At 67.0% G+C, this 12,041-nt stretch carries 24 protein-coding genes; all 24 read left to right on the forward strand.

The genetic code is table 11. The annotated features are described in order from the left end of the window. Positions 1–125 (forward strand): EF-Tu C-terminal domain-related protein (locus tag ABLE88_RS00005; protein ID WP_510182864.1); only part of this gene is annotated, 125 nt, incomplete at its 5' end. A 65-nt stretch (positions 126–190) separates the two neighbouring features. Further along, positions 191–499, forward strand: coding sequence for a 30S ribosomal protein S10 (rpsJ, locus tag ABLE88_RS00010; protein WP_012113701.1), 309 nt, complete (start codon positions 191–193; stop codon positions 497–499). A gap of 22 nt (positions 500–521) precedes the next feature. Beyond that, positions 522–1,250: a 50S ribosomal protein L3 gene (rplC, locus tag ABLE88_RS00015; RefSeq protein ID WP_348829281.1), complete on the forward strand. Its 729-nt coding sequence runs from the start codon at positions 522–524 to the stop codon at positions 1,248–1,250. Further along, positions 1,250–1,870: a 50S ribosomal protein L4 gene (rplD, locus tag ABLE88_RS00020; RefSeq protein WP_348829283.1), complete on the forward strand. Its 621-nt coding sequence runs from the start codon at positions 1,250–1,252 to the stop codon at positions 1,868–1,870. The genes rplC and rplD overlap by 1 nt, the downstream gene beginning before the upstream one ends. Next, positions 1,867–2,172, forward strand: a complete 306-nt coding sequence (locus ABLE88_RS00025) for a 50S ribosomal protein L23 (protein ID WP_348829284.1) — start codon at positions 1,867–1,869, stop codon at positions 2,170–2,172. The genes rplD and ABLE88_RS00025 overlap by 4 nt, the downstream gene beginning before the upstream one ends. Before the next feature lie 23 nt (positions 2,173–2,195). Then, positions 2,196–3,029 (forward strand): 50S ribosomal protein L2, encoded by an 834-nt coding sequence (gene rplB / locus ABLE88_RS00030; RefSeq protein ID WP_348829285.1) that lies wholly within the window; start codon positions 2,196–2,198, stop codon positions 3,027–3,029. 11 nt (positions 3,030–3,040) lie between these two features. Beyond that, positions 3,041–3,319: a 30S ribosomal protein S19 gene (gene rpsS, locus ABLE88_RS00035; RefSeq protein ID WP_348829286.1), complete on the forward strand. Its 279-nt coding sequence runs from the start codon at positions 3,041–3,043 to the stop codon at positions 3,317–3,319. Positions 3,320–3,325: 6 nt separating this feature from the next. Further along, the gene (rplV, locus tag ABLE88_RS00040; protein WP_238121339.1) at positions 3,326–3,706 is read left to right on the forward strand and encodes a 50S ribosomal protein L22; all 381 of its coding nucleotides are present in this window, start codon (positions 3,326–3,328) and stop codon (positions 3,704–3,706) included. After that, positions 3,706–4,473 (forward strand): 30S ribosomal protein S3, encoded by a 768-nt coding sequence (gene rpsC / locus ABLE88_RS00045; protein WP_348829287.1) that lies wholly within the window; start codon positions 3,706–3,708, stop codon positions 4,471–4,473. Before rplV ends, rpsC begins: the two co-directional genes overlap by 1 nt. A gap of 29 nt (positions 4,474–4,502) precedes the next feature. Beyond that, complete coding sequence (gene rplP / locus ABLE88_RS00050; protein ID WP_348829288.1) at positions 4,503–4,916, forward strand: 50S ribosomal protein L16; 414 nt, start codon at positions 4,503–4,505, stop codon at positions 4,914–4,916. A 10-nt stretch (positions 4,917–4,926) separates the two neighbouring features. Beyond that, the gene (rpmC, locus tag ABLE88_RS00055; protein WP_348829289.1) at positions 4,927–5,139 is read left to right on the forward strand and encodes a 50S ribosomal protein L29; all 213 of its coding nucleotides are present in this window, start codon (positions 4,927–4,929) and stop codon (positions 5,137–5,139) included. 7 nt (positions 5,140–5,146) lie between these two features. Next, positions 5,147–5,395 (forward strand): 30S ribosomal protein S17, encoded by a 249-nt coding sequence (rpsQ, locus tag ABLE88_RS00060; protein WP_348829290.1) that lies wholly within the window; start codon positions 5,147–5,149, stop codon positions 5,393–5,395. A gap of 188 nt (positions 5,396–5,583) precedes the next feature. Then, positions 5,584–5,952: a 50S ribosomal protein L14 gene (gene rplN / locus ABLE88_RS00065; RefSeq protein ID WP_121625641.1), complete on the forward strand. Its 369-nt coding sequence runs from the start codon at positions 5,584–5,586 to the stop codon at positions 5,950–5,952. Further along, complete coding sequence (rplX, locus tag ABLE88_RS00070) at positions 5,952–6,269, forward strand: 50S ribosomal protein L24 (protein ID WP_348829291.1); 318 nt, start codon at positions 5,952–5,954, stop codon at positions 6,267–6,269. Before rplN ends, rplX begins: the two co-directional genes overlap by 1 nt. After that, the gene (gene rplE / locus ABLE88_RS00075; RefSeq protein WP_348829292.1) at positions 6,262–6,819 is read left to right on the forward strand and encodes a 50S ribosomal protein L5; all 558 of its coding nucleotides are present in this window, start codon (positions 6,262–6,264) and stop codon (positions 6,817–6,819) included. The genes rplX and rplE overlap by 8 nt, the downstream gene beginning before the upstream one ends. Positions 6,820–6,943: 124 nt before the next feature. Further along, positions 6,944–7,249, forward strand: a complete 306-nt coding sequence (gene rpsN / locus ABLE88_RS00080) for a 30S ribosomal protein S14 (protein WP_348829293.1) — start codon at positions 6,944–6,946, stop codon at positions 7,247–7,249. 11 nt (positions 7,250–7,260) lie between these two features. After that, positions 7,261–7,659 (forward strand): 30S ribosomal protein S8, encoded by a 399-nt coding sequence (gene rpsH / locus ABLE88_RS00085; RefSeq protein WP_121625650.1) that lies wholly within the window; start codon positions 7,261–7,263, stop codon positions 7,657–7,659. A gap of 16 nt (positions 7,660–7,675) precedes the next feature. Next, on the forward strand, positions 7,676–8,209 hold the full coding sequence (gene rplF / locus ABLE88_RS00090) for a 50S ribosomal protein L6 (protein WP_348829294.1): 534 nt from the start codon (positions 7,676–7,678) through the stop codon (positions 8,207–8,209). 12 nt (positions 8,210–8,221) lie between these two features. Further along, positions 8,222–8,584: a 50S ribosomal protein L18 gene (gene rplR / locus ABLE88_RS00095; protein WP_348829295.1), complete on the forward strand. Its 363-nt coding sequence runs from the start codon at positions 8,222–8,224 to the stop codon at positions 8,582–8,584. 18 nt (positions 8,585–8,602) lie between these two features. After that, on the forward strand, positions 8,603–9,160 hold the full coding sequence (gene rpsE / locus ABLE88_RS00100) for a 30S ribosomal protein S5 (protein WP_121625656.1): 558 nt from the start codon (positions 8,603–8,605) through the stop codon (positions 9,158–9,160). Between the two features lie 29 nt (positions 9,161–9,189). Next, positions 9,190–9,378 (forward strand): 50S ribosomal protein L30, encoded by a 189-nt coding sequence (gene rpmD, locus ABLE88_RS00105; RefSeq protein WP_348829296.1) that lies wholly within the window; start codon positions 9,190–9,192, stop codon positions 9,376–9,378. 10 nt (positions 9,379–9,388) lie between these two features. Continuing rightward, positions 9,389–9,883 carry a 50S ribosomal protein L15 gene (gene rplO, locus ABLE88_RS00110; RefSeq protein ID WP_348829297.1) on the forward strand — a complete coding sequence of 165 codons (495 nt, stop codon included), beginning with the start codon at positions 9,389–9,391 and terminating at the stop codon, positions 9,881–9,883. Positions 9,884–10,079: 196 nt separating this feature from the next. After that, positions 10,080–11,414 carry a preprotein translocase subunit SecY gene (secY, locus tag ABLE88_RS00115; protein WP_348829298.1) on the forward strand — a complete coding sequence of 445 codons (1,335 nt, stop codon included), beginning with the start codon at positions 10,080–10,082 and terminating at the stop codon, positions 11,412–11,414. Between the two features lies 1 nt (position 11,415). Further along, on the forward strand, positions 11,416–12,003 hold the full coding sequence (locus ABLE88_RS00120) for an adenylate kinase (RefSeq protein ID WP_348829299.1): 588 nt from the start codon (positions 11,416–11,418) through the stop codon (positions 12,001–12,003). Positions 12,004–12,041: the final 38 nt, after the last annotated feature.

Genomic DNA, 12,041 nt, shown 5'->3' on the forward strand with positions numbered 1-12,041 from the left:
GCGACAACGTGTCCATGGACGTGGCGCTCATCGTGCCGATCGCCATGGAGGAGAAGCTGCGCTTCGCCATCCGCGAGGGTGGCCGCACGGTCGGCGCCGGCGTCGTCGCCGCCATCATCGAGTGATCAACGCGAACGAAACGCGCTGCGCACCGGCGTGCGCGTTTCCTCTTCCTGGAGCCAATTGAGCCATGAACGGCCAGAACATTCGAATTCGCCTGAAGGCGTTCGATCACCGCATCCTCGATGCGTCGACGCGCGAGATCGTCGCCACGGCCAAGCGCACGGGCGCGCAGGTGCGCGGCCCGATCCCGCTGCCCACGCGGATCGAGAAGTTCACCGTCAACCGTTCGCCTCACATCGACAAGAAGTCGCGTGAGCAGTTCGAGATGCGCACCCACAAGCGCCTGCTCGATATCGTCGATCCGACGCCCCAGACGGTGGACGCGCTGATGAAGCTCGACCTCGCCGCCGGCGTTGACGTCGAAATCAAGCTCTGACGTGGTGCGAGGAGACACGACCATGCGGTCAGGCGTCATCGCCCAGAAGGTCGGCATGACCCGCATCTTCACCGATGCCGGAGAGCACGTGCCGGTCACTGTGCTGAAAGTTGAGAGCTGCCAGGTGGTTGCCCACCGCACGCTCGACAAGAACGGGTATGTCGCGGTCCAGCTCGGAGCCGGCCGCCGCAAGCCCAAGAACGTGACCCGCGCCGAGCGCGGCCACTTCGCCGTGGCTCAGGTTGAGCCCAAGCGCAAGATGGCCGAGTTCCGCGTGCCGGAAGAGGCGCTGATCCCGGTCGGCGCCGAGATCACGGCGGACCACTTCGTCGTGGGCCAGTTCGTGGACGTGACCGGCACCACCATCGGCAAGGGCTTCGCCGGCGGCATGAAGCGCCACAATTTCGGTGGTCTTCGCGCCTCGCACGGCGTCTCCATCTCGCACCGCTCGATCGGTTCGACCGGCGGCCGCCAGGATCCGGGCAAGACCTTCAAGAACAAGAAGATGCCCGGCCATATGGGCGACGTCACCGTGACCACCCAGAACCTCAAGGTGGTGATGACCGACGTGGAGCGCGGCCTGATCGCGGTCGAGGGCGCGGTCCCCGGCCATGCGGGCGGCTGGATCACCGTGCGCGACGCGGTGAAGAAGAAGCTCCCCGCCGAGGCCCCGAAGCCCGGCGCGTTCAAGCTCACCAACGGTGCGGACGCCGCTCCGGCCGCTGAAGCCGTCGCCGAGGAGGGCGTGTGATGGAACTGACCGTCAAGACGTTCGACGGCACGGATGCCGGCTCGGTAACGCTCTCGGACGCCATCTTCGGCCTCGAGCCGCGCGCCGACATCCTGCACCGCTGCGTGACCTGGCAGCTCTCGCGCCGCCAGGCCGGCACGCACCGCACCAAGGGCCGTTCGGAGATCAACCGCACGTCCAAGAAGATGTACAAGCAGAAGGGCACCGGCAACGCCCGCCACGGCGCGGCCTCGGCGCCGCAGTTCCGCGGCGGCGGACGCGCCTTCGGCCCGGTGGTGCGCTCCCACGCCATCGACCTGCCGAAGAAGGTGCGCGCGCTCGCCCTGAAGCATGCGCTCTCCTCCAAGGCCAAGGCGTCGCAGATCCTGGTGGTCGAGAACGCCGCTCTGGCCGACGGCAAGACCGCGGCGCTGAAGGACCGGCTCGCCAAGCTCGGCCTGTCCTCGGTGCTGGTGGTGGACGGCGCCCAGGTGGAGCAGAACATCGCCCTCGCGGCGCGCAACCTGCCTTACGTGGACGTGCTGCCGATCCAGGGCATCAACGTCTACGACATCCTGCGCCGCGACACCCTGGTCCTGACCAAGGCCGCCGTGGACGCGCTGGAGGCGCGCTTCAAATGAGCTCGCGCAACATCGAACCGCGTCATTACGACGTGATCGTCTCCCCCGTCATCACCGAGAAGGCGACGGCGGCGAGCGAATTCAACAAGGTCGTCTTCAACGTCGCCAAGACCGCCACCAAGCCCCAGATCAAGGAGGCGGTGGAGAAGCTCTTCGACGTGAAGGTGAAGAGCGTCAACACGCTGGTCCGCAAGGGCAAGGTGAAGATATTCAAGGGCCGCAAGGGCGTCCAGAGCGACGTCAAGAAGGCGGTCGTGACCCTCGAAGAGGGCCAGAAGATCGACATCACCACGGGCCTGTGAGCTGAAGGAAACGGAAGAAGACCATGGCGCTGAAGCATTTCAAGCCGGTCACGCCGAGCCTTCGCCAGCTCGTGATCGTCGACCGCTCCGGCCTCTACAAGGGCAAGCCGGTGAAGACCCTGACCGAGGGCAAGTCCTCCTCGGGCGGGCGCAACAACAACGGGCGCATCACGGTGCGCTTCCGCGGCGGCGGCCACAAGCAGGCCTACCGCATGGTCGACTTCAAGCGCGCCAAGCGCGGCATGGCGGGCCTCGTGGACCGGATCGAATACGATCCCAACCGCTCGGCCTTCATCGCCCTCATCAAGTATGAGGACGGCGACCTCGCTTACATCCTCGCCCCGCAGCGCCTCGCCGTGGGCGACAGCGTGATCGCCGGCGATCAGGTGGACGTGAAGCCGGGCAATGCCGGCCCGCTGTCGTCGCTGCCGGTGGGCACGATCGTGCACAACGTCGAGATGAAGGTGGGCAAGGGCGGCCAGATCGCCCGCTCCGCCGGCACCTACGCGCAGATCGTCGGCCGAGACCAGGGCTACGTGATCGTGCGGCTGAATTCCGGCGAGCAGCGCCTGATTCACGGCGCCTGCTACGCCACCGTGGGCGCGGTCTCGAACCCCGACCACATGAACATCTCGCTCGGCAAGGCCGGGCGCAGCCGGTGGATGGGCGTCAAGCCGCACAATCGCGGCGTCACCATGAACCCGGTCGACCATCCGCACGGCGGCGGCGAAGGCCGCACCTCGGGCGGCCGGCATCCGGTCACCCCCTGGGGCTTCCCCACCAAGGGCAAGAAGACCCGCAACAACAAGGCGACGGACAAGTTCATCGTGTCCAGCCGCCACAAGCGGAAGAAGTGAGGGCCTGAACGATGACACGCTCGGTTTGGAAGGGCCCCTTCGTCGACGGCTACCTCCTGAAGAAGGCGGAGACCGCCCAGGGGTCGGGTCGCAGGGACGTTATCAAGATCTGGAGCCGGCGCTCCACCATTCTGCCCCAGTTCGTGGGCTTAACCTTCGGCGTCTATAACGGGCAGAAGCACGTGCCCGTTTCGGTCTCCGAGGACATGATCGGCCACAAATTCGGCGAGTTCGCGCCGACCCGTACCTATTACGGGCACGCGGCCGACAAGAAGTCGAAGCGGCGGTGATCGGTCATGGGTAAGCAGGCAAAGCCCCGCGCGCTCGCGGACAATGAAGCCAAGGCGGTGGCGCGCAATCTGCGCGTCTCGCCGCAGAAGCTGAACCTCGTCGCGGGCCTGATCCGCGGCAAGAAGGTGGCGACGGCGCTCGCCGATCTCGAGTTCTCGCACAAGCGGATCGCCCGCGATGTGAAGAAGTGCCTCGAGAGCGCGATCGCCAACGCCGAGAACAACCACGAGCTCGACGTCGACGACCTGATCGTTGCCGAGGCGCACGTGGGCAAAGGTCTGGTGATGAAGCGGTTCTCGCCGCGGGCGCGCGGTCGCGCCTCGCGCATCGAGAAGCCCTTCTCCCACATCACCATCGTGGTGCGGGAAGTCGAGGAGCGGGCCTGATGGGTCAGAAGGTCAATCCGGTCGGGCTCAGGCTCGGCATCAACCGCACCTGGGACAGCCGCTGGTTCGCCAACAAGGGCGAATACGGCCGGCTGCTCCACGAGGACATCAAGATCCGCGAGATGCTGCTGAAGCAGCTCAAGCAGGCCGCGGTGTCCAAGGTGGTGATCGAGCGTCCGCACAAGAAGTGCCGCGTGACCATCTACTCGGCGCGTCCGGGCGTGGTCATCGGCAAGAAGGGCGCGGACATCGACAAGCTGCGCAAGAAGGTCTCCGAGATGACGGACTCGGAGGTGTTCATCAACATCGTCGAGATCAGGAAGCCCGAGATCGACGCGACGCTGGTGGCCGAGTCCATCGCCCAGCAGCTGGAGCGCCGGGTCGCCTTCCGCCGCGCCATGAAGCGCGCGGTGCAGTCGGCCATGCGCCTCGGCGCCGAGGGCATCCGCATCAACTGCTCGGGCCGTCTCGGCGGCGCCGAGATCGCGCGCCTGGAATGGTACCGCGAGGGCCGCGTCCCGCTGCACACTTTGCGCGCGGACGTGGACTACGGCACCGCCACCGCCTTCACCACGTACGGCACGTGCGGCGTGAAGGTGTGGATCTTCAAGGGCGAGATCCTCGAGCACGATCCCATGGCGCAGGACAAGCGCCAGGCCGAGCAGGAGGCCGGTCCCTCCTCGCGCCCGCCGCGGCGCGAGCGTGGTGACCGTGACCGTGGCGATCGCGACCGTGACCGTGGTCACGGCGACCGCGACCGCGCGTGACGGCCGCAGAGAGAGAAGGCGATTAAGCCATGCTGCAACCCAAGCGCACCAAGTTCCGCAAGCAGTTCAAGGGACGCATCCACGGCGTCGCCAAGGGCGGCACGGAACTGAACTTCGGCGAGTTCGGCCTCAAGGCCCTCGAGCCGGAGCGGGTCACCGCCCGCCAGATCGAGGCGGCCCGCCGCGCCCTCACGCGTCACATGAAGCGTGCGGGCCGGGTGTGGATCCGCGTGTTCCCGGACGTGCCGGTGACCGCCAAGCCCACCGAAGTCCGCATGGGCAAGGGCAAGGGCGCGCCGGAATACTGGGCGGCCAAGGTCAAGCCCGGCCGCATCATGTTCGAGATCGACGGGGTGAGCGTCGAGATCGCCCGCGAGGCCCTGACCCTCGCGGCGGCGAAGCTCCCCATCAAGACGCGCTTCATCCAGCGCATCGCCGAGTGAGGAGAGGCTCATGAAAGCCGAGGACGTTCGGGCCCTCAGCCCCGATCAGCTCGCCGATGAGCTGCTCAAGCTGAAGAAGGAGCAGTTCAACCTGCGCTTCCAGAAGGCGACGGGGCAGCTCGAGAACACCGCGCGCCAGCGCGAGATCCGCCGCGACATCGCGCGGATCAAGACCGTGCAGACCATTAAGCGCACCGGTTCGCCGGCGCAGAAGGCGAAGTGAGGAAGCGATGCCGAAGCGCGTGCTCCAAGGCGTCGTGGTGAGCGACAAGACCGACAAGACCGTCGTGGTGCGTGTCGAGCGTCGTTTCACCCACCCGCTCTTGAAGAAGACCGTTCGTCGGTCCAAGAAGTATCACGCCCACGACGAAGGCAATGCCTGGCATGTGGGGGATACGGTGTGGATCGAGGAGCACCGGCCCCTGTCCAAGCTCAAGAACTGGATCGTGATCCAGGGCGAGAAGCGGGCGGAAGTCTGATAAGAGGTTCCCCGCCCGGGGGTTTCCGGGCGGGAGCGAGGCCCCGGGGCCGGGTCCGTCGGCTGGCATCAGCCCGCCGAGTGGAGACCGCACCGCGGCAAGACCGTGTGCCGATGAGCGGGCACGGTATTCGGGTTTGATGGCAATGCCGGCGCGCCGGCTGAGCCGGTGACGAGAACAGGTGCGTCATGATCCAGATGCAGACCAATCTCGACGTGGCGGACAATTCCGGCGCGCGTCGCGTCATGTGCATCAAGGTGCTTGGCGGCTCCAAGCGGAAGTATGCCCATGTGGGCGACATCATCGTGGTGTCGGTCAAGGAGGCGATCCCGCGCGGCCGCGTGAAGAAGGGCGACGTGATGAAGGCCGTGGTGGTTCGCACCGCCAAGGACATCCGCCGCGTGGACGGCTCGGTGATCCGCTTCGACAAGAACGCGGCGGTGCTGATCAACAACAACAAGGAGCCGGTGGGCACCCGCATCTTCGGCCCCGTTCCGCGCGAGCTGCGCGCGAAGAACCACATGAAGATCATCTCGCTGGCGCCGGAGGTGCTGTGATGGCCGCCAAGATCAAGAAGGGCGACAAGGTCGTCGTCCTCGCCGGCCGCGACAAGGGCCGCTCCGGCGAGGTCATCCAGGTGATGCCGAAGGAAGAGCGCGCGCTCGTCCGCGGCGTGAATATCGTGAAGCGTCACCAGCGCCAGACGGCGAGCCAGGAGGGCGGGATCATCTCCAAGGAGGCCCCGATCCACCTGTCGAACGTCGCCCATGCCGACCCCAAGGACGGCAAGCCGACCCGCGTCGGCTTCCAGGTGCTGGATGACGGGCGCAAGGTCCGCGTGGCCAAGCGTTCCGGGGAGAGGATCGATGGCTGAGGCGACGTACACCCCCCGGCTGCGCACCTATTATGACGAGGTGGTGCGGCCGAAGATGATCGAGCAGTTCGGGTACAAGAACCCGCTGCAGGTGCCGACGATCGAGAAGATCGTCATCAATATGGGCGTGGGCGAAGCCACCGCCGATACCAAGAAGGCGACCATCGCCGCCGCCGACCTTGCGAAGATCGCCGGCCAGAAGCCGCTGCTCACCAAGGCCCGCCAGGCGATCTCGAACTTCAAGCTGCGCGAGAACCAGCCGGTCGGCGCCAAGGTGACGCTCCGCAAGGCGCGCATGTACGAGTTCCTGGACCGCCTGGTGACCGTGGCGCTGCCGCGGGTGCGGGACTTCCGGGGCCTCAACCCCAAGAGCTTCGACGGCCGCGGCAACTTCGCCATGGGCGTCAAGGAGCACATCGTGTTCCCCGAGATCGAGTACGACAAGGTCGAGCAGATCTGGGGCATGGACATCATCGTGTGCACCACGGCGAAGACGGACGACGAGGCGCGGGCCCTCTTGAAGGCCTTCAACTTCCCGTTCCGCCAGTGACGCACTGAAGGGGCTGCCCGCTCCCGAGGAGGGGAGGGCGGCTCGCCCGGTTTTTGAATAGAGACGTGATTTTCCGGCCGTGAGGGGCTTGTGCCGCCTCAGACGCGGAGAACAGGAGCAGAAGATGGCGAAGAAGAGCGCGATCGAGACGAACGAGCGCCGCCGCAAGCTGGCCAAGAGCCATGCGGCCAAGCGCGCGCGTCTGAAGGCGATCGTGAACGACAAGTCCCTGCCCATCGAGGACCGCTTCCAGGCGACCTTGAAGCTGGCGGAGATGCCGCGCAACGGCGCGAAGATCCGCATCCGCAACCGCTGCGAGGTGACGGGCCGCCCGCGCGCGTTCTACCGCAAGCTGCGGATGAGCCGTATCGCGCTGCGCGAACTCGGCAACCAGGGCATGGTCCCCGGTCTCGTGAAGTCGAGCTGGTGAGGAGCTAGAAGATGGCCATCAACGATCCCATCGGCGATCTCATCACCCGCATCCGCAACGCCCAGATGCGGCGCAAGGACAAGACGCAGACCCCCGGCTCGCGCCTGCGCGCCTCGGTTCTCGACGTCCTGCGCGACGAGGGCTTCATCCGCGGCTACACCGCCACGGACCACGGCAACGGCCGCACCGAGTTCGAGATCGAGCTCAAGTATTTCGACGGCGTGCCGGTGATCCGCGAGATCTCCCGCGTCTCGAAGCCGGGCCGGCGCGTCTATGCGTCGGTCAAGAATCTTCCCCGCGTCGCCAACGGTCTCGGCATCGCGGTCGTCTCCACGCCCCAGGGCGTGATGGCCGACCACGAAGCCCGCGACAAGAACGTCGGCGGCGAAGTGCTCTGCACCGTGTTCTGAGGCGAGGGAGAACGATATGTCGAAGATCGGCAAATTGCCCGTCGCCATCCCGTCCGGCGTCACCGCGACGCTCGATGGCCAGACGGTGAAGATCAAGGGTCCCAAGGGCGCGCTCGAGGTGACGCTGGTCGAGGAGATCGGCGCCAAGATCGAGGGCGGCGAGCTCCAGGTCGCCATGCGCGGCGAGACCCAGCGCCACCGGGCCATGTGGGGCATGTCCCGCACCCTGGTGTCGAACCTGGTCGAAGGCGTGACCAAGGGCTTCGAGAAGAAGCTCGAGATCACCGGCGTCGGCTACAAGGCGGCGGTGCAGGGCAAGAACCTGAACCTGTCGCTCGGCTACAGCCACGACGTGATCTACCCGATCCCGGAAGGGATCCAGATCGTCACGCCGAAGCCCACCGAGGTGGTCATCACCGGCATCGACCGGCAGAAGGTCGGCCAGGTGGCGGCGGAGATCCGCGAGTTCCGCGGCCCCGAGCCCTACAAGGGCAAGGGCGTCAAGTATGCTGGCGAGTTCATCTTCCGCAAGGAAGGCAAGAAGAAGTAAGGATGGCGAGCCATGGCTAAGGATCTTCAGGCGCAGGAGCGCCGCAAGGCCAAGGTGCGTCGCGCCCTCCGCGTCGCCGCGAACGGGCGCCCGCGCCTCAGCGTGCACCGCACCTCGCTGCACATCTACGCGCAGATCATCGACGACGCGAAGGGCGAGACCGTGGTCTCCGCCTGCAGCCTCGAAAAGGACCTGCGCTCGACGCTCAAGACCGGCGCGGACACCGAGGCTGCCAAGACCATCGGCAAGCTCGTGGCCGAGCGGGCCTTGGCGAAGGGCGTGTCCGAGGTCGTCTTCGACCGCGGCGCTTACATCTATCATGGGCGCGTCAAGGCGCTCGCCGAAGGTGCCCGCGAGGGCGGCCTTCAGTTCTGACGCGAAGGACGAGCGAAAATGGCCCGTGATCGGGAACAGCGCCATGAGCGCGAGGACCGCGACAACACGTTCGTGGACAAGCTGGTCCACATCAACCGCGTCGCCAAGGTGGTGAAGGGCGGCCGCCGGTTCGGCTTCGCCGCGCTGGTGGTGGTGGGTGACCAGAAGGGCCGCGTGGGCTTCGGCCACGGCAAGGCCCGCGAGGTGCCGGAAGCGATCCGCAAGGCGACGGAGAGCGCCAAGCGCTCGCTGATCCGCGTGCCGTTGCGCGAGGGGCGGACCCTGCACCACGACGTGCACGGCCACCACGGCGCCGGAAAGGTGATCCTGCGCGCCGCGCCGGCCGGCACCGGCATCATCGCCGGCGGCCCGATGCGCGCGGTGTTCGAGACGCTGGGCATGAACGACGTGGTGGCGAAGTCCTTCGGGTCTTCCAACCCCTACAACATGGTCCGCGCCACGTTCGACGCCCTGAAGAACCAGGACAGCCCGCGCTCGGTCGCGGCCCGTCGCGGTCTCAAGGTGTCGCAGCTCCAGTCCCGCCGCCGCGTCGAAGACGCGGAAGCGACGGACTGAGGCGCCAGCGAGAGATCAGGAGCGCCAGCATGAGCGACAAGACCGTCACCGTGGAGCAGATCGGCTCGCCGATCCGTCGCCCGTTCGACCAGGAGGCCACCTTGAAGGGCCTCGGGCTGAACAAGCGGCACCGCCGCTCCACCCTCAAGGACACCCCGGCCGTGCGCGGCATGATCGCCAAGGTCGGCCACCTCGTCCGTGTGGTCGAGGGGGAGTGAGGATCAAGCGATGAATCTCGACGAGATCAGGGACAATCCCGGCGCCCGCAAGAAGCGGATGCGCGTGGGCCGCGGCATCGGCTCCGGCAAGGGCAAGACCGCGGGGCGCGGCGTGAAGGGCCAGAAGGCCCGCACCGGCGTCGCCATCAAGGGCTTCGAGGGCGGCCAGATGCCGCTCCACCGGCGCCTGCCGAAGCGCGGCTTCAACAACATCTTCCGCCTCGACTTCGCCGAGGTGACCCTCGGCCGCATCCAGGCGGCGATCGACGCCGGCAAGCTCGACGCCGCCGCGCCGGTCACCGCCGAGGCGCTGATCGCCTCCGGCGTCCTGCGCCGCGCCAAGGACGGCGTGCGCCTGCTGGGCACCGGCGCGCTCACCGCCAAGGTGACGGTGGAGGTGGCCTACGCCACCAAGTCCGCCACCGCGGCGGTGGAGAAGGCCGGCGGCGCGATCACGCTGCTCGCCGCCAAGGGCGCGGCTTCGGCCGAGGCCGCCGCGGACTGACGATGCGATCGGGACCGGGCGCCACGCGCCCGGTCCTCTTTTCGGTGCGCGGCGCGGCATCTCGCTCCAGGATGTCCGGACTGGCTTGCCGGACACACTCCGGAACGATGCGCCGGCGCCGCCTTGGCACCGCAATTCCCGCCCTCATATAAGGGCTGCGTCCCTCCTGCGGGGGCGGCCTCAAGCGGAGCAAGGCATGGTCTCGGCGGCGGAACAACTCGCGGCGAACCTCAATTTCGGCGCCCTCGGCAAGGCCGAGGAGCTGAAGAAGCGCATCTGGTTCACCCTCGGCGCGCTGCTGGTCTATCGGCTCGGCACCTACATCCCCATGCCCGGCATCAACCCCGATGCCCTCGCCGACGTCTTCAAGACCGCGAACCAGGGCATCATCGGGCTGTTCAACATGTTCTCGGGCGGTGCCGTGGAGCGCATGGCCATCTTCGCCCTGAACATCATGCCCTACATCTCCGCCTCCATCATCATCCAGCTGCTCACCAGCGTGTCGCCCACGCTGGAGGCGCTGAAGAAGGAAGGCGAGGCGGGCCGCAAGCAGCTCAACCAGTACACCCGCTATCTGACCGTGGTGCTGGCGGTGTTCCAGGCCTACGGCATCTCCGTCGGCCTCGAGGGCTCCGGCTCGGTGGTGGCGGACCCCGGCTGGTTCTTCCGCATCACCACGGTGATCACGCTCACCGGCGGCACCATGTTCCTGATGTGGCTGGGCGAGCAGATCACCTCGCGCGGCATCGGCAACGGCACCTCGCTGATCATCTTCGGCGGCATCGTCGCCGAGCTGCCGGGCGCCTTCGTGCGCACCCTCGAGCTCGGCCGCGAGGGCGCCATCTCCACGCCGCTGATCCTCGCCGTGCTGGTGATGGCGGTGGTGGTGATCGCCTTCATCGTGTTCATGGAGCGCGCCCAGCGCCGGCTGCTGATCCAGTATCCCAAGCGCCAGGTGGGCAACCGGGTCTATGAGGGCCAGTCCTCGCACCTGCCGCTGAAGCTCAACACCTCGGGCGTGATCCCGCCGATCTTCGCCTCCTCGCTGCTGCTGATCCCCACCACCATCGCCAGCTTCACCCAGGGCGCCGGGCCGGAATGGCTGCAGACCATCACCACCCATATCGGCCACGGGCGCCCGCTCTACATGCTGCTGTACGTGGCGCTGATCGTGTTCTTCTGCTTCTTCTACACGGCCATCGTGTTCAATCCGAGCGAGACCGCCGACAACCTGAAGAAGCACGGCGGCTTTATTCCCGGCATCCGGCCGGGCGAGCGCACCGCCGAATATATCGACTACGTCCTCACCCGCATCACCGTGGTGGGCGCGGCCTACATTGCGGCGGTTTGCCTCTTCCCCGAACTGCTGATTTCCTACGCGGCAGTTCCGTTCTATTTCGGTGGGACGTCGCTGCTCATCGTGGTCAGCGTGACCATGGATACCGTGTCCCAGATTCAGGGACACCTCTTGGCCCACCAGTACGAAGGACTGGTCAAGAAGGCCAAGCTGCGCGGGGGGAGGAGGAAATAACATGAGGCTGGTGCTGCTGGGGCCGCCCGGAGCCGGCAAGGGAACGCAGGCGCAACGGCTGGTGACCCGTCATGGGATCGTGCAGCTGTCCACCGGCGACATGCTGCGCGCCGCCGTGGCGGCGGCGACGCCCGTGGGCCTGAAGGCCAAGGCGGTGATGGAGGCGGGGGGCCTGGTCTCGGACGACATCGTCATCGGCATCATCTCCGAGCGCCTCGACGCGCCGGACGCCCGGAACGGATTCATCCTCGACGGCTTCCCCCGCACCGTGGCGCAGGCCGAGGCGCTGGACCGGCTGCTGGCCGAGAAGGGCAGCAAGCTCGATGCGGTGATCGAACTGGTGGTCGATCAGGAGAAGCTGGTGGACCGCATCCTCAACCGCGCCGCCGAGGCGAAGGCCAGGGGCGAGCCGGTGCGCAAGGACGACGACCCGGAGGTCTTCAAGACCCGCCTCGAGGCCTACAACCGCGATACCGCGGTGGTGGCGCCCTATTACCGGGCGCGCGGCCAGCTGAAGCAGATCGACGGCATGATGCCCATCGACGAGGTGACCCGCGCCATCGACGGGGTGCTCGCCGAGGCGGTCTGATCGGAAAAGGCGCCGGCCGACCGGCGCCACGGCGATAA

This window comes from Xanthobacter luteus, from assembly GCF_040049235.1.
GTDB lineage: Bacteria > Pseudomonadota > Alphaproteobacteria > Rhizobiales > Xanthobacteraceae > Xanthobacter.